This is a genomic window from Luteolibacter sp., from assembly GCF_039920825.1.
Classification (GTDB): Bacteria; Verrucomicrobiota; Verrucomicrobiia; order Verrucomicrobiales; family Akkermansiaceae; genus Luteolibacter.
Genome location: NZ_JBDSCX010000081.1, coordinates 28270 through 52372, shown reverse-complemented (window position 1 = coordinate 52372; position 24103 = coordinate 28270). Strand labels below are relative to the sequence as shown.

Annotated in this window: 14 protein-coding genes; 5 read left to right on the top strand and 9 right to left on the bottom strand. The window is 59.6% G+C overall.

The genetic code is table 11. The annotated features are described in order from the left end of the window. Positions 1-7 precede the first annotated feature (7 nt). The 3 genes from ABIQ96_RS23220 to ABIQ96_RS23210 form a co-directional block, all read right to left on the bottom strand. Positions 8-1708 (bottom strand): efflux RND transporter periplasmic adaptor subunit, encoded by a 1701-nt coding sequence (locus ABIQ96_RS23220; RefSeq protein ID WP_348217040.1) that lies wholly within the window; start codon positions 1706-1708, stop codon positions 8-10. A gap of 12 nt (positions 1709-1720) precedes the next feature. Beyond that, positions 1721-2962, bottom strand: coding sequence for a TolC family protein (locus ABIQ96_RS23215; protein WP_348217039.1), 1242 nt, complete (start codon positions 2960-2962; stop codon positions 1721-1723). A 103-nt stretch (positions 2963-3065) separates the two neighbouring features. Further along, positions 3066-3431 carry a hypothetical protein gene (locus tag ABIQ96_RS23210; protein WP_348217038.1) on the bottom strand — a complete coding sequence of 122 codons (366 nt, stop codon included), beginning with the start codon at positions 3429-3431 and terminating at the stop codon, positions 3066-3068. 102 nt (positions 3432-3533) lie between these two features. Here ABIQ96_RS23210 and ABIQ96_RS23205 point away from each other — a divergent pair, with 102 nt between their 5' ends. Both ABIQ96_RS23205 and ABIQ96_RS23200 read left to right on the top strand, forming a co-directional pair. Further along, positions 3534-3809: a metal-sensitive transcriptional regulator gene (locus ABIQ96_RS23205; RefSeq protein ID WP_348217037.1), complete on the top strand. Its 276-nt coding sequence runs from the start codon at positions 3534-3536 to the stop codon at positions 3807-3809. A 10-nt stretch (positions 3810-3819) separates the two neighbouring features. Further along, entirely contained in the window at positions 3820-6153 is a 2334-nt protein-coding gene (locus ABIQ96_RS23200) for a copper-translocating P-type ATPase (RefSeq protein ID WP_348217036.1), read from the top strand. Between the two features lie 82 nt (positions 6154-6235). Here ABIQ96_RS23200 and ABIQ96_RS23195 read toward each other — a convergent pair whose 3' ends face one another. From ABIQ96_RS23195 to ABIQ96_RS23170, 6 genes are all read right to left on the bottom strand, one after another. Beyond that, positions 6236-7036 (bottom strand): ice-binding family protein, encoded by an 801-nt coding sequence (locus tag ABIQ96_RS23195; RefSeq protein WP_348217035.1) that lies wholly within the window; start codon positions 7034-7036, stop codon positions 6236-6238. Between the two features lie 103 nt (positions 7037-7139). Continuing rightward, on the bottom strand, positions 7140-7820 hold the full coding sequence (locus ABIQ96_RS23190; protein ID WP_348217034.1) for a response regulator transcription factor: 681 nt from the start codon (positions 7818-7820) through the stop codon (positions 7140-7142). Then, positions 7817-8995 (bottom strand): ATP-binding protein, encoded by a 1179-nt coding sequence (locus tag ABIQ96_RS23185; protein ID WP_348217033.1) that lies wholly within the window; start codon positions 8993-8995, stop codon positions 7817-7819. The genes ABIQ96_RS23190 and ABIQ96_RS23185 overlap by 4 nt, the downstream gene beginning before the upstream one ends. Before the next feature lie 13 nt (positions 8996-9008). Then, positions 9009-9335 carry a circadian clock KaiB family protein gene (locus ABIQ96_RS23180; protein ID WP_348217032.1) on the bottom strand — a complete coding sequence of 109 codons (327 nt, stop codon included), beginning with the start codon at positions 9333-9335 and terminating at the stop codon, positions 9009-9011. Continuing rightward, positions 9328-11088, bottom strand: coding sequence for a circadian clock protein KaiC (gene kaiC, locus ABIQ96_RS23175; protein ID WP_348217031.1), 1761 nt, complete (start codon positions 11086-11088; stop codon positions 9328-9330). Before kaiC ends, ABIQ96_RS23180 begins: the two co-directional genes overlap by 8 nt. Before the next feature lie 75 nt (positions 11089-11163). Further along, positions 11164-12423: a hypothetical protein gene (locus ABIQ96_RS23170; protein ID WP_348217030.1), complete on the bottom strand. Its 1260-nt coding sequence runs from the start codon at positions 12421-12423 to the stop codon at positions 11164-11166. 104 nt (positions 12424-12527) lie between these two features. Between ABIQ96_RS23170 and ABIQ96_RS23165 the strand changes: the two genes are divergently transcribed. The 3 genes from ABIQ96_RS23165 to ABIQ96_RS23155 all read left to right on the top strand — a co-directional run bounded on the left by ABIQ96_RS23165 (position 12528) and on the right by ABIQ96_RS23155 (position 23953). After that, positions 12528-14063, top strand: coding sequence for a YifB family Mg chelatase-like AAA ATPase (locus ABIQ96_RS23165; protein ID WP_348217029.1), 1536 nt, complete (start codon positions 12528-12530; stop codon positions 14061-14063). Between the two features lie 578 nt (positions 14064-14641). Then, complete coding sequence (locus tag ABIQ96_RS23160) at positions 14642-19729, top strand: Ig-like domain-containing protein (RefSeq protein ID WP_348217028.1); 5088 nt, start codon at positions 14642-14644, stop codon at positions 19727-19729. Between the two features lie 186 nt (positions 19730-19915). Continuing rightward, positions 19916-23953, top strand: a complete 4038-nt coding sequence (locus ABIQ96_RS23155) for a hypothetical protein (protein ID WP_348217027.1) — start codon at positions 19916-19918, stop codon at positions 23951-23953. Positions 23954-24103 lie beyond the last annotated feature (150 nt).

The following is a 24103-nucleotide window of genomic DNA, read 5'->3' as shown; positions in this document are numbered from 1 at the left end:
TCGTGGTTCAGGGTTTGATTTCCTCGCCGCAGTCCTGCATCTCGGTGCCGAAGAAGGGATTCTGATTGGGGCGGGTGCCGGTCTGGATCCAGTTACCCTTTTTTACAGCGCCGGGGATGGCGCTGGAGACCATCGGGCACTGCCAGATATGGATTTCGGGAAATCCTTTCATGGTCCGCAGCGGGGTTAACAGGTCAGTTGCGGCCATCGAGAAGGTCAGGAATTTGCGCCGCGCGGATTTGAGATCCTCGGAACCGTGGAAATGTCGCGAGTTGTCGAGCGCTTCCAGCTTTCCTTTCGGCAATTGAAGGTTGGCCAGCGACTCAGTTAGATCGGCGGTTTTCATCATTGCGGGTTCGCTGACTTTGTTGAATGCGGCGAGATCGTCGGTGGCGAGAGCGGCGGCCATGGCGTCGGCAGTTTGGAGGAAATCGCGGATCTCCTTTTGTTGGGGCTCGGAGATTTCGCCTGCCATGGTTTCCTTCATTGCGACGGTCATCGGTTCGCTGGCGGGAGTCATGAACGATCGGTTTAGTTCGGCTTGGCCGTCGATGAGCAGGTTGCCGTTAGTTGCGACCTTGTCGCCGTCCTTGAGGCCGGAAGTGATCTCCACGAGCGTGTCGCCGCGGCGACCGATTTTAACGGGAATCTGTTTGTAAGCGCCGCCGCCCTGGTCGGTGTAAACGACGGCCTGTGGTCCGGTTTCAATGATGGCGGAGCGCGGAACCGTTAGGACGGGCGGGGCATCTACCTGCACTTCGGCATCGGCGTAGAGCTTGTGGAGGAGTTCGCGCCGGCCGTTGACCAGCGGGTTGGGAAGCTCCACGCGGATCTTGGTCGAGCGGGTGGACTCATCAATGTTAGGGTCGATGAAGGTTATTTTTCCGGCAAAGGATTTTCCCGGAAGAGATGGAGTGGTTATGGTGACCGCCTGGCCGGTTTTGATCCACGGCAAATCCTGTTCGTAAGCGATGAACATGAACCACATGGTCGAGAAATCCGCGATCTCAAACAGCTTCGCGCCGGTGGTGACATATTGTCCTTCATAAACGTCCTGGCCGACGACGGTGCCACCGATGGGCGAGAGGATTTGTGAGATGAGGGAGTCGGCGGGCTTGTCCGCCACGGCTTCGATCTGGTCGAGAGAAAGTCCCATTTGACGAAGCCGGAGGCCGGTGTTTTTCTTGAGATCGCCAGTGAGCTGGCGGTATTCACGCTCGGTTTGCAGAAGTCCCGGACTGTAGAAATCGGCCAGTGGTTGGCCTTCTTTAACTTCCGCACCCATATAGTTCAAATGAAGTTTTTCCACCCGGCCATCGACATAGGCGGAGATGATCCGGTGGCGGGTGGCGTCATCGTCTATCATGCCGGCGACTTGCAGTGTGCGGACCAACGGTTGGGTTTTAGCCACGGCTGTTTGCACGTTGAGGACCTGAGCCTGTTGGCTGGAAAGTGCGACGACATTTTCCCCGCCGGTGGCGTCGAGGCCTTTTTCACCGGGATAGATCGGAGTGAGCTCCATGCCGCAGATGGTGCAGCGGCCGGGCTTGTCGCTCTTGATCCACGGGTGCATCGGGCTCTGATAGAAGAGCGGCTTGCGTTCGGCCGCGGCCGCCGGCGCGGGGGATGTATGGGAGCGGATGGTGTAAACCCAGGTTCCGCCCGCGGCGAGCACGGCGGTGATGAGGATGGTGATGAATGTTTTCATGGCGGAAATGGATTATTTGCGTGGAACCAGCAGGTTGAGATTTTCGAGCGCGGCGAGTTGCAGCGCGACGAAGCGGCGTTGTTCGAGTTTGATGGAAAAGAGCATGCGGTTGGACTCCAATAGATCGGTGAGAGGCGATTTGGAACTGATCCATGACGCTTCCACCGAGCGGGTGGCGGCATCGGCACGCTGATAGATCTCGCCCGAGTAGGCATGTGCTTGCGCGGCGGCGTTCGCGACCTCGTTCACGGCTGCCAGGACTTCGGAGGCGATTTCCAGGCGGATGGTTTCGACGTCCTTGACCGCTGCCTTTTCGCGGAGCTGGGAAGCCTGGATTTTGGCATCGTACGACGTGCGGTTGAAATAAGGCAGGCTCATTTTCAGGCCCACATTCAGGGCGCGGGCATCACCGCCGGAATAGAGCGCGGAATCCACGGCGATGGAGAACTGCGGCTTCTTCTCGATCTCCGCGATGCGGGTGTCGCCGTTCGCCGCGACCGCCATTTCCCGCATCGAGCGGACCTTGGGATTGGCCCGCTGGATGCGCGCGATTTCTGAGGCTGCGATAGGAACAGGCGCGGGGTCGCGATTGAGTGTTAGAATTGGCCATGAGTTTTCCAATGAACGGCCGAGGCGGAGATTCAAGCTTTGGGCAAGGCTCTCACGGGTGCGGCGGGCGGCGGCGAGGATTTCATTTTCACGGGCCAGCTCGCTCTCCAGGCGCAGCGCGTCCACGCTGGTGGCGTCCGGATTCAAGGCCATTTCACGCGCGTTTTCCGTCATCGAGCCGAGCCACTGGAGTTGGGCGGACTGGAGGGAAATGGACTCGTCAGCGAGCGCGAGTTCGATGGCGTCCTTGGCGGCGGCGGCGGAGACTTCCAGCGAGGACATGCGCGAGCTTTCCAGCTCGGCCCGCCGCATCGCCTCCGCTTTGGAAAGGTTAGCGGCGAACATTCCCGCCTTCGGGATCGGCTGCTCGTAGCTTAGAAAAATATCACCATCGTCCGCTCTCATGCTCTCGCGGGCGATTGAAAGCGAAAGCCCGACCGTGGGGTCGTCCCACAGCCTCACTCCTTGAACGTCGCTGGCAGCAGCGGCGGACCGGAGTTCCGCCGATCTGGCAGCCGGGTGGTTTCGCGCCGCTTCGGTGCGCAATGCGGAAAGGAATGTCTCGTCAACGAGTTTGGGATCCTGCGCGTGGAGCAGGTTCACGGCCACGAAAAAGCCGGTGAAAATGTGAATCATCGATTTCATAAGTCATGTGAGTCATTGGATGGAATTTCCAAGCACCCTGAATCAGCCGCAAAAATGGAGCGGTGAATATGGATGGGCGCAGTACGTCTGTTAGGACGCGGGCTCAGATGACAAACCGGCAGAAGGCCACGGACAGCGGCACTCCTGCATAACCGACCTTCGATTCCAGACGTGACGCACTGAAAAACGCGGTGTCTGTGGGTGGAAAATAAAACGCTTCAAAGCTGCCTGATCCGGTGGCTTTCGAAACAAACAATTTCAAATCAACCGCCGTCGGAATCAGCGGAGCGGGCTTTTCCCGCTGCTCGGTCTTCTTCGCGCAAGGGCAGGATTTCAATCCCTCGCAACAGTCCATGCGTTGTGCCGAGGTGGCGCATGTTTTAACGGATTCGGCCGCCACAGACGTCTGCACTTGGGACAACTGGATGACCAGTCCCATGAACAGCGCGATGATTGACCTGATATCCATTACTACGGTGAGAGTAACTCCCGACTGGGAAATTCCAATGTTTATTCCATTTTGTGAAAATTTTGACTTGCGCCGAATAATCATAGCCCCTATACCTATATTATGCAGCGCGATCAGGAACAGTCGGCCCCGCTTTTGGGGAGGGTGAGGAAAATCACCGGGCAGGTTCAGGGAATCGGCCGGATGATCGAGGGCAACCGCGAGTGCCCGGAAATCCTCCACACCATTTCCTCCGTCCACTCGGCGCTGCGGAGTCTGGAGGCCCTGCTGCTGGAAGACCACGTGCGCCACTGCGTCTGCGATGCCGCTGGCGATCCGGCGCAACTGGACCGTCGTCTGGAGGAAATCGTCGCGCTCTACAAACGCCGTCTGGCCTAACGAAACCGTCATGAAATGTTGCCAACCACCCAACGATCCCGTCCCGCCCAAGCCATCGTGCTGTGGCGGGCACGATCACGAAAAATCCAGCGTGGAGTCCGCCGCCCGGCCGGGGCAGTTCACGTGTCCAATGCATCCGGAAATCATTTCCGACGCGCCCGGAGACTGTCCGAAATGCGGCATGGCGCTCGAACAGGTTACTCCACTGCCTGACAGCGGTCCCACGATTTACACCTGTCCGATGCATCCCGAGATCGAACAGGATCATCCGGGAGATTGCCCGAAATGCGGAATGCCCTTGGAGCCGAAGGCCGTCACGAACACCGCGGACGAACACGCCCAACGCGAAATCCGGGACCTTTCGCGCAAATTTTGGATCGGTTTGTCACTCACCGTTCCTGTTCTTCTGTTAGCGATGCTGCCGATGATCCCCGGAGTTTCGCTCGATGGCATCGTGTCGAAATCGATGTCGAAGTGGATTCAATTCGCCCTCGCAACGCCCGTCGTGTTCTGGGCCGGCGGCATTTTCTTCGCGAAGGGCTGGCGTTCGCTCAAAGGCTGGAACCTCAACATGTTCACGTTGATCGCCATCGGTGTGGGCGCAGCCTACATCTACAGCGTCGCGGCGGTCGTCGCCCCGTGGCTGTTTCCGCCTTCGTTCCGGCATCACGGAAATGTGGAACTCTATTTCGAAGCCGCGGCGGTCATCACCGTTCTTGTTTTGCTAGGTCAACTGCTTGAAGCCAGAGCCCGCAGCCGCACCGGCGAGTCGATCCGTGCCCTGCTCGACCTCTCCGCGAAATCGGCTAACAGAATTAAGGATGACGGCACCGAGGAGCAAGTGCCGGTGGAAATGCTGGCCATCGGCGATCGAGTGCGGGTCAAACCGGGTGAGAAAATTCCGCTCGACGGCACCATCAGCGACGGTGCGAGCACGATCGACGAATCCATGATCACCGGCGAGCCCCTGCCTGTGAGGAAACAAACCGGCGACGCGGTGGTCGGCGCGACTATCAACCAAACCGGCTCGTTCATCATGACCGTCGGCAAGGTGGGTGCGGACACGCTTCTCGCCCAAATCGTTCAAATGGTGTCCAAGGCACAGCGCAGCCGGGCACCGATTCAAAAGACCGCCGACACGGTGGCCGGATATTTTGTCCCAGGTGTGCTGGTGGCATCGGTGATTACTTTCATCGCGTGGTCCGTCTGGGGCCCGGAACCCGCAATGGCACTCGGCCTGATCAACGCCGTGGCAGTGCTGATCATCGCCTGTCCTTGTGCGTTGGGTTTGGCGACGCCGGTTTCCATCATGGTTGGTATCGGACGTGCCGCGCAGGAAGGAATTCTCGTCAAGGACGCCGAAGCCATCGAGACGACCGAGAAAATCGACACCCTCGTCATGGACAAAACCGGAACGCTAACGGCAGGAAAGCCGGAGGTGATCCGGCTCACCGTCTCTCCCGGATTGCCGGAAGACGAGGTGTTGGCTGCCGCGGCGGCGCTTGAAAGTCAGAGCGAACACCCGCTGGCCCGCGCCATCATCGGACACGTCCGTGGAAAAAATCTAGCAATCCCCCAGGTGGCGGGATTCCAATCTACCACTGGTGGCGGCATCTCCGGCACGGTTGACGGGCGGATTTGGCATGTCGGGAAACAGTCGTTCATCGAATCTCAAGGAGCTGTGCTTCCCGATGATTTGCGGAAATCCGCAGGTGAAAGTGAAAGCGATGCCAAAACCGTTGTTTGGGTCGCTCGTGATCTAACTGCGGTGGCTGTTTTCGCCATTGCCGATCCCATCAAGGAAAGCGCTCCCGCTGCCATCGCCGAACTGCATCGCCTCGGTATCCGGCTGGTCATGGCCACCGGTGACAACGAAACCACCGCCCGCGCCGTCGGACGTGAGTTGAAAATCGATGAGATTCACGCCGGTCTATCACCTGCCGCCAAGATCAAGCTCATCACTGATCTGAAAGCCTCCGGACGCCGCGTCGCCATGGCCGGCGATGGGATCAACGACGCGCCTGCCCTCGCCGAAGCCAACGTCGGCATCGCCATGGGCACCGGCACCGACGTTGCCATCGAAAGCGCCCATATCACCCTCGTAAAAGGCGATCTATCAGGAATTGTCCGCGCGATCCGCTCCAGCAAGGCGGTGATGAGCAATATCCGTCAGAACCTGTTTTTTGCCTTCATCTACAACATCGCCGGCATCCCCATCGCCGCCGGCATTCTCTATCCGATCACCGGCACCCTGCTCAGCCCGATGATCGCCGGCGCGGCGATGTCGCTGTCATCGGTCTCGGTGATTTCCAACGCGCTGCGCCTGCGGAACATGAAATTTTGAAATTGATAGGGCAGCCGCGGGTACGCGAATGGGGCGTTGCCTCCCCCCGGAAGCAACGCCCCTACACCCCCCTACAACTTGGTCACTTCGGCTCGGTCACGGCATTCATCTGCAATGTGACTGCGGTCTGCGCCAAGGCTCTGCCTTCGAGCGTCGCCCCGGTCTTCATAGCGATCGCCGTCGCACACAGGATGATGCCCTTGAATTGAGCCGTCGTTCCAAGATTGGTTTCGCCGCCGACCTGCCAGAAGATGTTCTTGGCCTGCGCGCCGCCGGTGAGAGTCACGATGGCCCCGTTGCCGACGGTGAGTCCCTGGCCGATCTGGAAGATCCAGACAGCATTCGCGTCGCCGCGGGCGTCAAGCGTGATGCCGGTGTTGAACAAGACCGGGGTACCCCATTTGTAGAGGCCCGGGGCGATTCTCATGCCGTGGATATTTCCCGCTCCGAGTTCGATGACATCGGGAAACAGCCGTCCGGCCGCATCACGGAAGGCGGCCTCCATGTCGCCGACCGCCAATGTCAGGAAGGACGGATAGACGACCCTCCCCGCGGGGCCGGCGGCGTTGACCGTGTAGATGGTTCCGGTGATTTCCACAGGATCCAGTCCGGCGATCGCCGCGCCGGTGATGGGACTCGTTCCGATGTTTCCGGTGATCGCCGAAGTGGGGACGTTGGTGATTCCTGTCTTCGTTAGAATGGCGAAGCTGCCCGCCCACCCGAGATCGACCGGCGCGAGCGCTTGTTGGGCTTGAGCGGGAGTGGCGCTGCAGAACAACGCCAGCAGCCCTCCCATCATCGCCCGGCCGACTGTCAATCCCTTTGCTGAGGGCTGGTGGTTAGGTCCCGGTGATTCGCTGAAACTGAATGGTGGGTTTTTCATGATGTTGATTGTTGTCGTTGTGGGCCGGTGGTTCACCAACCAGCAGCAACATAGGAGGAGCGGTGCGCGCCTGCAATCGGGGGTACCCCGTGGGGGATATCCCTTATCGGAGCGGATCGCCGCGGAGGTCGCCTTTGATGATGCCCTCTGCGAGGGCGTAGCGGGTGAGACCCGCGATGTCATGGATGTCGAGCTTGGCCATGAGGTTCTGGCGGTGCTTGTCCACGGTTTTGAAAGTCACGCCCAGTTCGGCGGCGACTTGTTTGTTAGGAAGGCCCTCGGCAATCAATTGGAGCACCTCCACCTCGCGCGAACTCAATCGGTTGGTCTTCTTTCCCGGCGCCTCACCCCGATCTAACGCCTGTGGATCGCGGATTTGCAGGCGCGCCGTGACGGAGGCGCCGAAAAACGTGTTGCCTTGCCGGACCTCGCGAATCGCCAGGCACAAGTCGCGTGATGAGGTTTGTTTGAGCAGAAACCCCCGCGCTCCGGACTCGGCCGCGTCCGTGACATACGCGTCGTCGCTGTGCGCCGAGAGAATGAGCACCTTGGTGGCCGGGACGGCCTTGAGCACCTGGCGCGTGGCTTCCAGGCCGTTGAGCAGCGGCATCGCGATGTCCATCAGCACCACTTCGGGGCGGAGTCTTCTGACCATGGCCACCGCCTGGCGTCCATCTTCCGCTTCGCCGACGATCTCAAGGTCGCGCTCCATCTCCAGGATCTTGCGCAGCCCCTCGCGGACGAGCGTGTGGTCGTCTGCCAGCAGGACGGTGATTCGTTTCATGATTCGGCCCGATGAGTGGGGATGGGCGGCATGGGAATGCGCACCTCGATTTCCGTTCCGGCGCGGATGGCGGATTTGATCCTAAAGGTGCCGCCGACATAGGTCGCCCGCTCGCGCATGCCGAGGAGACCGAGCCCGCCTTTTCCCCGGGTCGGATTGGGATCCGGGTCGAAGCCGATCCCGTCATCACGGATCACCAGCATCACGAAAGCGCCGCGCAACGTGAGTTTCACCGCGACGTGGCTGGCGCGGGCGTGCTTCTCGACGTTTTTCAAGGATTCCTGGAGAATCCGATAGAGCGTCAGCTCGGTGTCCGCGGATAACCTCGCTCTGAGCCGCGCACAGGACAGCCTGACCGATATCCCCGTCCGCGCCGCGAATTCCGTGCCGGTGTCGCGCAGGACGACGACCAGGCCCAACCGGTTCAACACGCCGGGATGGAGGTTGCGCGAGATGCCCTCGACTTCCCCCACCGCCTTGCCGAGCATTTCGTGAACTTTCAACGCCTCGCGTTTTGCCGGACCCTCGCCCGTGGAAAGCTTGTCGGCCAGCGCCTGGCTGCGGAAGAGGATGGCACAGAGAAGCTGGGTGATATTGTCGTGCAATTCCAGCGCCACGCGCCCGCGCTCGGCTTCCTGCGCCTGCACGACGCGCTGCGTCAAGGTCCGCAGCATTTCCTCGGCCCGCCGGGTCTCGGTCATGTCCGTCACCACCAGGCCGATGGTCGCGCTTCTGAAACCATCCCCCACCAGGCGGCGGATGGAGATTTGCGCGGGCGTTCCCGCACCGTCGCCGGCGGCTAACAGCACCTGGATTTTCGAGCCTGCCTTGTCAGCCCGTTTCAGCAGCGGTCGCAGCGCCGCCTGGTCCACGGTGGAGAGCAGGTCGTGAAAGGAGGAACCCAGCACCTGCTCCAGCGGTCGATCAATCATTCGGGCGAAGCACTGATTGGCGTAAAGGATCACCGCGTCCGCCGTCAGTGTCAGCGCCCCTTCGTTCATGGATTCGATGAGCACGCGGTAGGCGTGCTCGGCGCCTTGCAGCGTGAACACCTGCGGTCCCTGCTTGCCCGCGACCACCACGGTATCCACCTCGCTGGCGCGGATGGCGCGGAGCGTTTCCTCGGCTTCGGCCAGGCGTGCGCGGAGGCCGGTGATTTCGGTGGTCGTTTTCAAAACAGGTATTGTCTCACAGGTTCAAGTCAGCTTCGCCGAACAGGCCGGTGGTGTTGGACAGGTTGCCGATGAAGCGGCACACCGGCAGCGGAAATTCCTTGATCAGTGTCGGCGTGGCGACGATCTGGTTGGCGCGCGCGAGGCCGGGCTGCTGATAGATGTCGATGACTTCCAGCTCGTAGTTGTCTTTCAGCTCCGCCTCGCACAGTTGGCGGACGCGCAGAAGCGCCTGCCGCGACTTGGCGCTGGCCCCCGCCACGTAGAGCCGGAGGACGTATCTGCCCGGTGGCGGAACGGCCGCGGATTTCGCCGCGCGCTTCCCGGTTTTGCGTTCAGCCATTGCCGTCCTCCGGACTGAGTTTGGCGCGCCGGATGGCCGGCGCCTTGGCGTCCGCCTGGCGCAGGCGGCCGGATTCCGCCCGCTCGGTGCCTAACACGAACGTCCGCGTGCCGACCTGCTCGGCGATGCGCCGGAGTTCCACGGCTTCGGTTTCGTAATCGGAGCGCAAGCCGCTGATCTGGCGTTCCAGGGCCGCGCGTTTGCGCTCGACCTCGCGCTTGAGCTGGGCGGCTTCCTGCTGGTCGGCCAGCACGGCGGCTTTTTCGAGCGCTCCCTGCGCCACGCGGGCGGAGCCGGTTAGAACACCGCTCACGCCGATGTAGGCATCCACCAGGTCGATCCCGTGGTCGGAAATCAGGAACTCGCGGATTTGATTCGAGTGCGCCATGCCGCGGGCTTTGAGCACATAGAGCACGCGGTTGCGCTCGCCGTTGCCTTCGAAGTCCTGCAACGACAGCCACGAGTCCATCAGCGAGGACATCGCGCTTTCGCTTTCCTGCAGGATGTGACCGCCCTGCGTTAGACTGGTGAAGAGCGTGGTGACTTGGCCAGCTTTCAAATAGTCGATCAGCCGTGTCACCATTCCCTTGCCTTCGGAGGGCGTGCCGGCGTCCATCAGGCTGGTGATCGGATCCATGATGACGACGTGGGGTTGAAACGCGGTGATCTCCTTGAACATCGTCGCCAAATGCATTTCGAGCCCGTATAGCGAAGGCCGCGCCGAGTGGAACCGCAGCAGGCCGCGCTTGACCAGCGGCTCCAGGCGCAAGCCGATGGAATGCATGTTGCGGATGATCTGGCTGGGCGATTCGACGAACGAAAAAAACAGCACCCGCTCGCCGCGGCGGGCGGCGGCCTGGGCGAAGTTCGCGGAGATGATGGTCTTGCCGGTGCCGGGCGTGCCGGTGAGCAGGATGCTGCTGCCACGGAAAAACCCCTGCCCGCCGAGCATCGCGTCGAGCCGCGGGATGCCGGTGCCTATCCGCTCGTTAGAAACCTTGTGGTTCAGCCCCAGCGAGGTGATGGGCAGCACGCTGATGCCCTCGTCGCCGATGAGGAACGGAAACTCGTTGGTGCCGTGGACCGCGCCGCGATATTTCATCACGCGCAGATGGCGGGTGGCGATCTGGTCGTAGACGCGGTGATCGAGCACGATGACGCAGTCCGACACGTATTCTTCCAGCCCGTGACGCGTCAGCGATTCGCGCCCGCGCTCGGCCGTGATGACGGCGGTCACTCCCTTTTCCTTCAACCAGCGGAAGAGCCGGCGCAGTTCGGCGCGCAGGATCGCCTCGTTGGGCAGGCTGGCGAAGAGTACTTCCAGCGTGTCCAGCACCACGCGCTTGGCACCGATCGAGTCGATCGCGTGATTGAGCCGGACAAACAATCCTTCAAGATCGTATTCACCGCTTTCCTGGGCCTCGCTGCGCTCGATGTGGACGTAGTCGATCACGATTTTCCCGCTTCTAACGAGTCCTGCCAGATCGAACCCGAGCGACGCGACGTTCGCCGTCAATTCTGCTTCCGTTTCCTCGAAGGCCATGAAGACGCCCGGTTCGTCGAACTGGGCGGCACCGCGCACGAGGAACTCCACGGCCAGCAGCGTCTTGCCGCACCCGGCGCCACCACACACCAGCGTGGGCCGCCCGCGCGGCAACCCGCCGCCGGTGATTTCGTCGAGCCCCTGGATGCCCGTCGGACACTTGGGCAACTGGGTGGACGGGGAAACGAGCGCGGGACTCTTCTTTTTCATTCAACTAGCAATCTGGTTCGCGCGGGAATGGTAAACAACAACAATTAGCCGGAGGCCCGCGAGCCTATCAATCCATCAGGAGAGATACCGCTTGAAAAAATCACCAAGCCGGCGGGTGACGATCCGGTGCACTTCCGCCGCCGGCCGCATGCCGACTCGTGCCAGCCGGGGAATCCGGCAGGTGAAAATCCGATCGGAAAACGCCTCGTGCCCTGTTCCGTCCATGATTACCCGCTGACGGTTTTTCCCCGTCATCGCCTTTTGGATCCGCGTTTCCGAAGCTCTCGTCTGTGCTTCTCCGGCACCTTCGCCGGGCTGGGCATCTTTCAGCAACCAGGTCGGCATCTCTTCATCGAAAAACAGAAACGGCCCGCGCGGCATGCCGTCGCCGAGAAACAATCCGTCTTCATTGGCCCCGGCATGGAAGGCCGGATCCAGCGCGCACAATCTCAAGGCGCTCGTTCCTCCGAAGGAAAAGCCGAAGACGCCCATCCGATCCAGATTCAGGCGGCCTTTCAACGTCGGCACCGCGCCGCTTGCCAAGGCCCGCCGCACCCTCTCCAAATGCTCGGTCCGCTCCTGCAGGCACTTATCGGCGAGAGCTTCGAAATTCGCGACACCCGAATCGTTCGTTAGATCCGGCGGTGTCAGCTTTCCGACAATCACCTCTCCGTTCCGATACAGCACCCGCGTCGCCTGGCCCGGATGATCCACCGCGACGACCACGAATCCGCGGCTCGCTAGATCCTCCATCTGCGCCACGTTTTCCGCCCGGTGACCGGTCCACGAATGCTCGTAGAAGATCACGGGAAATTTCGCAGGATCATCAACAGGAGGCAACTCCGTCTGGGATCGTGCCAACGCCCAGCCGATTCGGTGAAACGGGAGGTGAGGTGCCAGTGCCGGATCCGGCAGCCATTTCAGGCGCGGCGCTTGTTCGTTTTTCCGCGCCGGATACCAGACCTGGACCACCAGCGGCGGGGCCGCGCCTTCGGCCACCAGTTCGAAAACCAAACTGCCCGTCGCGAATGGTCCGGAAAGAACCGGGCTTTCAGGGAGAGGAAACAGCCAGCAAAGAAACACGCTCAACGACAAGCCCCCCAGAGCGAGAACCATTCCGCCCCATCTCCAAACGCGGGTCGATCCCGCCAACAACAGCAGGGCGAGAATCCCCGAGACAGCAGGAAATAGCAGCCACGTAGCCGTCCCAAAAATCCAAGCTCCTCCCAACGCCACCAGGCCTAACAATGGTCCCCGGCGTTTGTTGCCGCCGGGAACAAGCACTGCCACCCACGCTACCGCACAGGCCGTCCATTCGATCCATGAGGAATCCACCACGCGAACCTTCCTGATTCCCCACCGGAGATCAATTCCTTTTGAGGGGAGGCGTCTTCTCGCTTGCCATCTCTAGCAAAAATCGCCACGCAATGGATGTTCACATGATTACCCGCCTATTTTCAGCAGCGCTCCGGGGTGTCGATGCCCAGGAAGTCGAAGTCGAAGTCAACGCCCGCGGCGCGGACAAACCGATTGTCATCATCGTCGGCCTGCCGGATGCGGCGGTTAGGGAATCCTCACAGCGGGTCATTTCCGCCATCGGCGCCTCCGCGCTCTATCTGGATGACGGGATCAAGACGGTAAACCTCGCGCCGGCCGATTTGAAAAAGGAAGGACCTTCGTTCGATCTTCCCATCGCTCTGGCGATGATCGCCGCGAGCGGGACGAAGCCGTTCAACGCGGATGATTGTTGCGTCGTCGGCGAACTCGGTTTGGATGGCGCGGTGCGTCCCGTGAAAGGCGTTCTTTCCATCGCTCTTGAAGCCAAGCGCAGCGGCCGGACCCGCCTGTTCGTGCCCGAGGCAAACGCACCCGAAGCGGCGATCATCGAGGGCGTTCAGGTCTTCCCCATCAGGAATCTCAAACAAGCGTGGGACTTCCTCAACGGCGACATCATCATCCCGCCGTTCCATCTGGATCGCAGGGCTTTTTTCAATTCCCATCGCAGCTACGAAGTCGATTTCGACGAGGTTCGAGGCCAACACCACGTGAAACGCGCTCTCGAGGTGGCCGCCGCCGGAGGCCACAATCTGATCATGGTCGGTCCTCCCGGAACCGGGAAATCCATGTTGGCGAAACGCCTGCCAACGATCATGCCGGACATGACCGAGGACGATGCGATCGAAACCACCAAGATTCATTCCATCACCGGCCTGTTGGATCCCAAGCGGGCTTTTCTAACGACCCGCCCGTTCCGCGCGCCGCACCATACGATTTCGGATGCTGGCCTGCTGGGAGGCGGCACCAATCCGGGTCCTGGCGAAGTTTCACTGGCTCACAACGGCGTCTTGTTTCTCGACGAACTCCCCGAGTTCCGCCGCCAGACCCTGGAGGTTCTTCGTGGGCCGCTGGAAGATTTCCATGTGACGATTTCCCGGGCGGCGGGTTCGCTGACCTTTCCCTCGCAATTCATGATGGTGGCGGCAATGAATCCCTGTCCGTGCGGCTACTACGGCGATGTGAAACGCGACTGCCGTTGTTCGACACGCCAGATTGAAAACTATCGTCAGAAGATCTCCGGGCCGCTGCTGGATCGGATTGATCTGCACGTCGAGGTTCCGCTGGTCGATTTCCGTGAGCTGTCGTCCGACACCAATATCGGCGAGAAGTCCGAAACCATTCGCCAGCGGGTGGTTGCCGCCCGAGGGATCCAGATCGAGCGCTTCCGCAAATTTTCCAACTCCACCAATTCGGCGATGGGATCGCGCCAAGTGCGCCAACATTGCAAACTCACTCCGGAAGCGAACGGCTATCTCGAACACGCCATGGAGGAAATGAACTTCTCCGCCCGCGCCCACGACAGGATTCTGAAGGTCGCGCGTACATTGGCAGACTTGGCGGGAGCCGTTGACATCCGCCCGAACGATATTCTTGAAGCAATCCAATATCGCTCGCTGGACCGGAAGCTCTTCTCATGAAGACCAATCGGGCGTGTGCGAAAGGGGATCGGAAGAATAGCGGAAGGTCGTGAATTTTTATCTGATTACTAAATTATCAGTTTTCTCGGTGAGGCTTTTTTGTAAAACCTAACATTAGGCGGGTGGGTATTTGAATAGAAAATTCAGTGTTGATCTCACAGCTCCCTGAATGGGTAGTATTTGTGTGTGGGGAGGATTGGGTGGCATGTTCGCAGTGGGTGGTTTTTCGAGGTAAGTCTCAGATACCGAGTAATTAGCGACTCTAAATCGCAGGCTTATCCTTGCCGGTTGGCGGGATCAGATGCAATGCGCCGATTTGACAGCGAAGGTCAAAAGCCTTTACTCGCCGCAAAGCCCAACCATGACGAACCATTTTCCGACAGATACATCTCAGTCATAGCCACCATGCCAATCCCGGAGTCTGCCACTATGGTCGTCACATGATCTGACGGATTTCGGGTTGATGTGCCTGACTCTGACGGCGGTCTGAATGTCGCATGGACTTCCTGCCTCGGTATCGACAACGGGATGCTGAGTCCATGTCGATGCCAGCCGGACGAACGACCTAACAAAAACTTATGAACAACACCCTTCTCTTCATCCTGAACCTCACTCTGGCGCTGGCCGGGCTGGCATTTTCGCAGTTGCCCGGACTCGATGCTCCCGTTCCGGTCGGAGCTTATCTCAATGGCACCATGCCCCAGGTCGCGCCCGGCGCTTCGACCGGATGGAACGCGGTCAACGCCTTCCCCAATCTAACGTTTGTTGATCCGCTGTCGCTGCGGCCCGTTCCCGGCACGAACGATCTTCTCCTGGTGGGGAAGAACGGGCAGATCTGGAGATTCGCGAATGATTCCGCCACGACCCAGGCCCAGGTGGTGAAAGTGTTGGAATGGACCTCCTACACCCAGTCTTCGGAGGATCAGGGCTTTTACAGCCTCGTTTTCCATCCGGAGTTCGGCCAGGCCGGATCCGCTAACAGGAACTATGCTTACGTCTGCTACAATTACAAACCCGCATTGGCGGGGGCGGACTCCAACCACTCCTATTGGCACGTTTCCCGTTTCACGTGGCTTCCGGCAAGCGGCACGCTCGATCCGGCCAGCGAGTTTGTCCTGATCAACCAATACGACCCTGACCTCTGGCACAACGGCGGAGCCATGTTTTTCGACAACGCCGGTTTTCTCAATATCACCTGTGGTGACGGTGGGGACAGTGGTGCCGGCGGTGGAAACGCCGGGGCGTTGGCCCGGACCCAGAAACTCAACGGCGGCTTTTTCAGCGGAGTTTTCCGCATCGATGTGAACAACGACCCGACGAAATCCCATGCCGTCCGGCGGCAGCCGTTAGGACCGACTCCGCCCGCTGGCTGGCCGGCCAGTTTCACCCAGGGATATCGGATTCCGAATGACAATCCGTTCCTCGATCCCGCGGGATCGATCCTGGAGGAATATGGCGCGCTCGGCTTTCGCAGCCCGCACACCGCCCACTATGACCCACTGGAGGATGTGGCCTGGGTTGGCGACGTGGGCGGCGGCTCCCGCGAAGAGATGTCCCGGATCACGAAGGGCGGCAACGCGCAGTGGGGTTATCGCGAAGGATCGATCGCAGGGGCCGGAACTCCTGCCATGCCTCCCATCGGGACGGAAACACTACCGTTTCTCGACTATTCCCACAGTGTGGGAAGCTGCATCATCGGTGGAATGCGCTACCGCGGCGCGAAATGGAGCAACCAGCTCGGCGGCAAACTTCTCTACGGGGACCACATTCGAGGACTCATCTGGACCGCGACGATTGATCCGGTCGGGGGCGCCCCGGTGTCCGAGTTGATCGTGGACGGCTTTCATACGGGAAACAAAGCCGGCCTTGCCAATTTCTGCACCGACAATGCGGGTGAAATCTATCTGATGAATCTCAACGGAACGAATGTCGCGGGTGGCACCATTTTCAAACTCGTCTCGGCAGGTATTGCCACCGAGCCACCGCAGTTTCTTTCGCAGACCGGCGCGTTCACCAGTCTCGCCACGCTTGCACCCGCTCCCGGAGTCGTTCCTTACAACGTGGCCACCCCGCTCTGGTCGGATGGTGCCGAAAAGAAGCGGTGGATCATCCTTCCTAACAACGGAACCCACAACACCGCCGAGGAGGAAATCGCATTCAGCGAGAACGGGAACTGGGTCTTCCCGGCGGGAACGGTTTTCGTGAAACATTTTGAGATGGCTATCAACGAGAACAATCCCTCGCAAATCAAGCGTTTGGAAACCCGCTTTCTCATCTGCACCGCCAATGGCGGGAAATACGGAGTGACCTACAAGTGGAACGCCGCCGGCACGGATGCCGAACTCCTGACCACCGGATTGGGCGAGGATTACACCGTCACCCAAGACGGAGGCGGCACCGTCACCCGTCGCTGGGACTACCCGTCGCGCGGAGATTGCATGCTCTGCCATAACAGTAATGCCGGCCAGGCGCTTGGAGTCCGCACCGCGTCCCTGAACATGGACTTTCACTACAGCACCACGGGCCGCACCGCGAACCAACTGCTCACGTTCAACTCGCTGGGAATGTTCGACCGCACCCTGACCGCCACCGAGTTGGAAAACTTCATCGCCGCCCGTCCTATCGACGACGCCACCGCTCCGCTCGAACACCGCGTGCGATCCTACCTCGCCAGCAACTGTTCCCACTGCCACCAGCCCGGTGGCACGGTTGACTATTTCGACGCCCGTCTTGGCACCCCTCTCAGCAAGCAGGGACTGGTCAATGGAATCATCCAGGGACACTTCAGTCTGCCCGGAGGCTTTTACATGAAACCCGGTGATCCGTCTCTATCAGCCACCGCGGTCCGCCTCTCCAATGTTGGCAATGGAGCAGCCATGCCTCCTTTGGCGAAAAACGTGGTCGATCAAAAAGCGGTTGATCTCCTGACATCCTATATCTCCGGACTCAATGCGTCCGAATTCCAAATCACCTCCTTCGCGAACGCCCGCTATGTTCGTCTAACCGGGATATCGGAAGTCAATGGCGGGGCGTGGACTTCCGTTGCGGAATTCTCGATCCTTGATTCCACTGGGAAACCGATTCCAACCGCGCAGCTTTCAGTCGCTGATTTCGACAGTCAGGAAACAGCCTCCGAAGCCGCACCCGCCACTCAGGCAATCGATGGAAACACAGGCACCTACTGGCACACGTCGTGGTCCGGTGCTGTAGATCCACCGCCGCCCCACCACCTCACCGTCGATCTCGGCTCCGTTCGTTCCATCGGCGGATACATTTATACGCCCCGCCTCGACAGTCAGAACGGACGTATCGCCGGTTACCGGGTGGATTACAGCACGGACGGGACTAACTGGACGACCATGGACTCAGGGACATGGCCTAACGATATCGCGCCGAAAACGTTCAACGGGTTGGTCGGACTGCGGAAAGCACGTTGCGAAATCGCAGGACCCGCCGGTCCGCCGAATGGTAATTTCGACGTGACCATCGCCTTCGATACCGATGTCACGGATTTCACCGCCAGTGACCTGTATGTGAACGGCGGTTCTGTCACGAAGCTCCGCGGCTCGGGATACTACTACGTGGCTACGATTTTACCCAGCTCGCCGTTCGTGGCTGTCAGTGTGCCTGGGAACGTCGCCAATAACAGCTTACTAGGAAATTTCGCCTCCAACACCCTGTCCCGTGGCATCGACACGTTCGGCCCTTCACCGGTCTTTGCCGGGATTCCAAGTGGCAGTATCGTGGGGCCTTTTGATCTGGGGATCCATTTCAACGAACCGCCCGTTGGATTCTCCATGGCAAGCCTGACCGCCATCAACGCTAATCTTTCCAATCTAACGGGCGGTGGAATCGAGTACATGGTCCGCGTCACCCCGCTCCAGGTTGGCACGTTTTCCGTCACCATCAGCCCGGCAGGCATCACCGACACCTTGGGCAACCCCATGGCCGGGCCGGTGACCGCCACGCTCACCTACAATTCGGACATCCTGTTTGTGGAAGCCGAAAACGGGGTCCTCACCGGTGGCATGACCAAGGTCAACGACGCCGGCAGCTCGGCGGGCGTTCACATCTGGCTTCCGGATGGCAGCTACCCGGGCAACGATCAAACCCTGAATACCGCGCACTCTGCCAGTTACACTTTCGTGCTGCCACGCGCCGGAAACTGGACCCTGGAAGGACTCCTCCGTTCTGACAATGCTTCCAGCAACTCCCTGTGGGCCTGCATCGATGGCGGCACAGCTTACAACTGGTCAACCAATGACGGACAAGTGGGGGCCGGCACCTTCAGTTGGGATCAACTGAACAGCAGCTCGACACCGGTTACCCTCATCAACGCTACCACGAACAACGGGAGCTTTGAATCACTGGGAGGAATTACTCCCAGCACTCTCAAGGCCACCCATTGGGACACGGATCCCGATGGAGACGTGAACAACTGGACCTTGTGGGGCGCTGCCGCGGGAGGTCCCTCGACTGCGTCTAACGACAGTGGCACGGAGGTTCAGGCCGCCGCTGCGAGCAATGGTACCCGCATCGGTTTCCTTCAAACGGGCAATGCCGCCTACAACCTGACCAGCCGTGTCGTCGCCGAGGGAGACGTCTTCACCTACTCATGGGACTGGGTGCTGGCCAACCGGCCCACCGCCACCGCCCAGCTCGCCTATCAGAACGGAACCAGCATCGTAGCGATCGCCGGTACGGCAACGACCAATACGATCAGCACGGCGCGCCAACTCGGAATCGGCATGTCCTGGACTGTTCCCGCCGGTCATCCGGCGATCGGCCATGCCATCGCGATGACGATCAAATCCGGCGGAGGCTATCCGCAGGTTGATAACTTTATTCTAACCGTCCATCCTGCGCCCATGGATCCCGTCATGCTGAACATCGCCGCAGGCAGCCACACCGTGATCATCTATGGATGTGAGGACGGCACCCGCCTCGATGCGCTGCGTTTCACCAGCGAGCGTCCTTTGGTCACCCTCACCGCTCCACCGGTATCCGTTGGCAGCGGCAACATCGCCGTGAACGTTTCCTTCTCCGAGCCCGTGACCGGATTAACCACCGCGGATTTCTCGCTCGGTGGAGCCACTGTCGCCTCGCTCACGGGGGGCGGTGCCAGCTACACGCTAACAGTATCCCCATCCGCCGCGCTCGTCACCTTGTCACTCCCGGGAAATGCGGTCATCGACGGCAGTGGAAATCCCAATTTCAACTCGAACAACCTGATCGTCCAGGTTCGCTCGTTGTTCGAACAATGGGCGCTCGATTCAGGTCTTGGTGCCGCCGGATACCATGACGATTCGGACAAAGACGGAATCTCCGCCCTTGTCGAATTCCTGCTCAATCTCGATCCCAATAGCGCTGGAGCCGCGATATTCGACCCAGCGGTCGGACCTGCCGGTCTGCCGAAGGTAAGCCGTGTCGAGGCAATCGGAGGCGGACAGCGCCTCGTGATCGAATTCCCGCGCGACTCCGCCGCCGTTACAGCCGGGTATCGCTACATCGGCCAGTTCTCGGACGATTTTCAGAATTGGGATGATCGGGAAACCGGTTTGCTCGTCCCCATGTCCAACGGCTGGGATCACATGACCATTGAGGATCCCGCTCCTGCGACCCCCCGGCAACGGCGTTTTGCAAGGCTCAAGCTGGTAGCTCCCTGAGATCCAACCCTCTCCGAAGGCTCAATTACTACCCACTTAGGGGAGTTGTTAAGAAGTCGTCGAGGAATACCCTAAGTATAGAGCATGCTCGCTGGGTTTGCTCGATGCAACAACCCTTTTTAATGACTGATAGACCATGCCGGTCTTGCTTCCATGATCTCCATAAGAAACCCCAAAACAAAACCCATGAAACCACGTTTTAGCAATCATTTGAAGAATCCAACCGCTCTCATTTTCGTGATGGGCTCCCTGCTGCCCGGGCTGGCGGGCGCCCAGACGTTCCTGATCGACGCCACCCATAACAACGGCAGCTTCGAGCTGCTGGGACCCGTGCCCGGAACCATCAATGCGGCAAAGGCAGCCGATTGGGACGTCGCAGCAGCCGGTGATGTCACCTACTGGACGCAATTCCCTTTCGTGACCGTTAGGGGAGACAGCGGAACCGAAACCAATGGTGGGGCGACCAATGGCACCAAGTGGGCGTTCCTTCAAAACGGCAATGCGACCTATAACATGACCACTCATGTCATTCAGGCGGGTGACGTGCTTACCTTCCTCTGGGATGTCAAGAACACGGTCGCCCACAACCTCACCATGGTTTACGACAATGCCGGAACCATCACCGCGTTCGGACCGGCCGTCGCCAGCACCACGGTGGGCAACAACAAGACCGGCACCTACACCGTATTGCCGACAGACACCGCTTTCATCGGCAAGAAACTCGGCATCAAGATCACCGCGACCGGTGCCTACCCACAGGTGGACAACGTCCGCTTGAGCTTTCTCTATACGCCGCCGGCCGATACCGACGGCGACGGCTTGGCCGACTACTACGAAGACCGGTATTTCGGCAACAACGACGGGACCGCCACCCCGGGCGAGCTGGCCCTTCAAAGCAGTGGCACTGATGCCGACGGCGATGGTTTGAACAATCTCGCCGAATTCAATGCAGGCCTCAATCCCAGCGCCGCCGACACCGATGGTGACGGCTTGGCCGACGGTGCCGAAATCGCCGGAACTTCCAATGCTTTCGATGGCACGCCGACCGATCCGCTGCTGGTCGATTCTGACTTTGATGGTGTCAACGACGGCAAGGAAAACGGTTCACTCAATACCGCCTTCGGCAATGCTCCGACCAATCCCCATAGTGCGAATACTGATAACGACGCCGCCAATGACAATGACGAGTTGGCGTATCGTTCCAATCCGAATAGTGCGGCGAGCATTCCCACGCCATCGCTGCACGACCTGATCAACAACACCACCCGCAATGGTGATTTCGAACTCCGGAACGGAGTTACCAATATTGCCAAAACCGCAGGATGGGATCTGGCATCCCCTAACAACATCGACAATTGGTCGGAGTGGGGTCCCTTGGTGGGCGGCCCTTCCACCGCACCCGCAGATAGCGGCGTCGAGGGCGGAGGAACCCATGGCACCTTGCGTGGCTACATTCAGAATGGCAATGCGGTCTATAACCTGACCACCTACGTGGCGGCGGCCGGCAATGTGTTTGCCTGCACATGGAAACAAGTGAACAACCCCGGGAAAATCATTACTGTCCAATTGGTTTACGACAATGCCGGAACCATCACTCCGGTACCCGGTGCCTCGGCCTATACCTACACCCAGTACAACTCCACCGCTCCGCTCCCCGCAGGCATCGGTCACCTCGTTTTCAGCATTCCCGCCGGCAGTCCGGCAATCGGCAAGGCGATCGGCATTGGTGTTAGAGCGACCGGTCCCGCCGGTTGGACCGGAGTGGATGAGTTTGCCCTCAACATCGCCGACGGCGACTCCGACGGCGACGGACTGGGTGACTTCTTGGAAGACGAGCTTTTCGGCAATAACGATGGTATTCCGACGCCTGCCGAACTCGCCCTGCAAAGCGGCTCCAGCGACTATGACAGCGATGGCCTGACCAACCTTCAGGAAATCGCCCGGGCAACCAATCCAAAAATCGCAGACACCGATGGTGACGGCCTGTCCGATGGCGCGGAAGTTGCCGGAACCTCCAACAGTTACAATGGACTTCCCACCAACCCGCTGTCAAAGGATTCCGACAGCGACAAGGTCAGTGACTCCGATGAGAATGGCTCGCTCAACACCGCTTTTGCCAGCGCACCGACCGATCCAAATGTTGCGGATACCGATGGTGACACGTTCAGCGACAACGATGAACTGTCCTACCTTACCAACCCGAACGATAATGCCAGTTTCCCGACGCCGATACTGCACGACCTGATCAACAACACTCTTCAGAACGGCAGTTTCGAAACGGTCAACGGCGGGGTTCCCAATATTGCCAAGATCACCCAGTGGGATGCCGCCGCCCCCAATGATATCGACAATTGGACGGAGTGGACGGGCGTTTCCGCGATTGGCAACAACACCGGCGTCGAACCCGGCGGAACGAATGGAGCCATGCGCGCCTTCTTCCAGCCTACCAATGCAGCCTATAACCTCACTCCCTACATCGCTGCGGCCGGAAATGTCTATGCCTGCACCTGGAAACATATCGGCCAGACAGGAGAACTCTCCGTTAGGCTGGTTTACAACAACGGAGGAGTGATCACGGCGATTCCCGCATCCGTGGCCATCACCAACACCGGCACCATTGGCACTCCAGGCATTGGTCACCTCGTCTATCGAATCCCTGCCGGCAGCCCTGCAATCGGAAAGGCAATCGGAATCGGCGTGATTTCAATCGGTGGATTCATGCAGGTCGATGAGTTTTCCCTGAACATCGCCGACGGTGATTCCGATGGAGACGGACTCGGCGACTTCTACGAAGACCAATATTTCGGCAACAACGATGGTTTCCCGACGCCTGCCGAACTTGCCCTGCAAAATGGTTCCACCGATTTCGACAGCGATGGTCTGATCAACGCCGACGAGTTGAGCTTGGGAACCCTCCCCAACGACAATGACTCGGATAATGACGGACTGCTCGACGGACCGGAGGTTTTGGGAACATCCAATGCCTTTGATGGCTCGGGCACCAATCCGCTCGACGCGGACTCGGATGACGACGGAGTCTCGGACGGCGATGAAAACGGCGCCCTCAACACAGGCTTCGGCAACGCCCCGAGCGATCCTCACTCTGCAGATACTGACGCAGACACCTTCTCGGACTATGCCGAGCTCGTCCAATACCATACCAATCCAAACGCGGCTGCCAGCACGCCGGTGTTGCTGTCCCTCATCGACAACAACACCCGCAATGGCAGCTTCGAACTGCTAGGCCCAATTCCCGGAGTTCTGAATGCGGCAAAGGCAACGAGCTGGACAGGTGATCCGGATGGTGATGTTACCTATTGGACCGAATGGGCAGGTGAATCGACTGTCACCGGTGACACCGGAAGCGAAGCGCAAGCGCCCGTCACCAACGGGATCAAGCGCGGTTACGTCCAGGGGAACAATGCGGTTTATAACCTCAGCGGCCGGACTGCTCAGGCGGGCGATGTATTCGCCGTCAGCTTCGATCACATCACTGCCGGGAGTATCAGGGCCGGTCTCGTCTATAACGATGTAGGTGTCATCACCCGGCTGACCGCCGCGGAAGTAACAAGCCTTGTCGTTGAAAACGGCAAGGGCATCATCTATACCATTCCAGCTGGAAGTCCGGCGATTGGCAAAGCGATCGGTGTCGGCTTCAAGTCCCTCGGCGGATGGCAAAGCATTGACAGCGTGAAACTGACCGTTTCTGCGGTGGACAGCGACAATGACGGCTTGGCAGACGCTTGGGAATTGGCCCACTTCGGCGACTTGAGCCAATCGGCCTCGGGCGACCCCGATGGCGACGGTTTCACCAACCTTCAGGAACAGGCTGCTTCCACTGATCCGGCGAACAAGGTGTCCAATCCAGACGATATGGATGCCGATGGCATGGCAGACGCATGGGAATACACCAATTTCCTCAGTGTGAACCAGCCCGCGACCGGTGACTTCGACAACGATAGCACAGCCAACCTCACCGAGTTCCGGTTAGGACTGGATCCGACAAAAGGAAGTTCGTTCTTCGCTGCTAGCAGCAGTAACGGAGTGATCGGGTGGCAGAGTGTTACAGGCGTCACGTTCAAGATCCAGCGCAGCACCACTCTGGAGCCGGGTTCGTGGACCACGCTTGAGAATGCCTTCCCGGGCACCGCAGGCACAGCTAGCTACACCGATCCAGCACCGCCAGTCGGCAAGGCCTTCTACAAGATCGGACTTAATCCCTGAGTTTTGGCCGTAGAATAGGTTTGCCCCTTTCAGTTTGGGTTCTGAGGGGGCTTCCATAGGGTAAACAAGGCCCTCTCAGAAGATTCTGAGAGGGCTTTATTCCGTCACTGGCGGTCGTCATCATCCGGAGCCAATGGGTGAAATGATCAT

Bases quoted from the DNA above. Each gene is read 5' to 3' on its own strand.
- ABIQ96_RS23220 (WP_348217040.1), bottom strand. From the start codon at position 1,708: ATGAAAACATTCATCACCATCCTCATCACCGCCGTGCTCGCCGCGGGC.
- ABIQ96_RS23215 (WP_348217039.1), bottom strand. From the start codon at position 2,962: ATGAAATCGATGATTCACATTTTCACCGGCTTTTTCGTGGCCGTGAAC.
- ABIQ96_RS23210 (WP_348217038.1), bottom strand. From the start codon at position 3,431: ATGGATATCAGGTCAATCATCGCGCTGTTCATGGGACTGGTCATCCAG.
- ABIQ96_RS23205 (WP_348217037.1), top strand. From the start codon at position 3,534: ATGCAGCGCGATCAGGAACAGTCGGCCCCGCTTTTGGGGAGGGTGAGG.
- ABIQ96_RS23200 (WP_348217036.1), top strand. From the start codon at position 3,820: ATGAAATGTTGCCAACCACCCAACGATCCCGTCCCGCCCAAGCCATCG.
- ABIQ96_RS23195 (WP_348217035.1), bottom strand. From the start codon at position 7,036: ATGAAAAACCCACCATTCAGTTTCAGCGAATCACCGGGACCTAACCAC.
- ABIQ96_RS23190 (WP_348217034.1), bottom strand. From the start codon at position 7,820: ATGAAACGAATCACCGTCCTGCTGGCAGACGACCACACGCTCGTCCGC.
- ABIQ96_RS23180 (WP_348217032.1), bottom strand. From the start codon at position 9,335: ATGGCTGAACGCAAAACCGGGAAGCGCGCGGCGAAATCCGCGGCCGTT.
- kaiC (WP_348217031.1), bottom strand. From the start codon at position 11,088: ATGAAAAAGAAGAGTCCCGCGCTCGTTTCCCCGTCCACCCAGTTGCCC.
- ABIQ96_RS23165 (WP_348217029.1), top strand. From the start codon at position 12,528: ATGATTACCCGCCTATTTTCAGCAGCGCTCCGGGGTGTCGATGCCCAG.
- ABIQ96_RS23160 (WP_348217028.1), top strand. From the start codon at position 14,642: ATGAACAACACCCTTCTCTTCATCCTGAACCTCACTCTGGCGCTGGCC.
- ABIQ96_RS23155 (WP_348217027.1), top strand. From the start codon at position 19,916: ATGAAACCACGTTTTAGCAATCATTTGAAGAATCCAACCGCTCTCATT.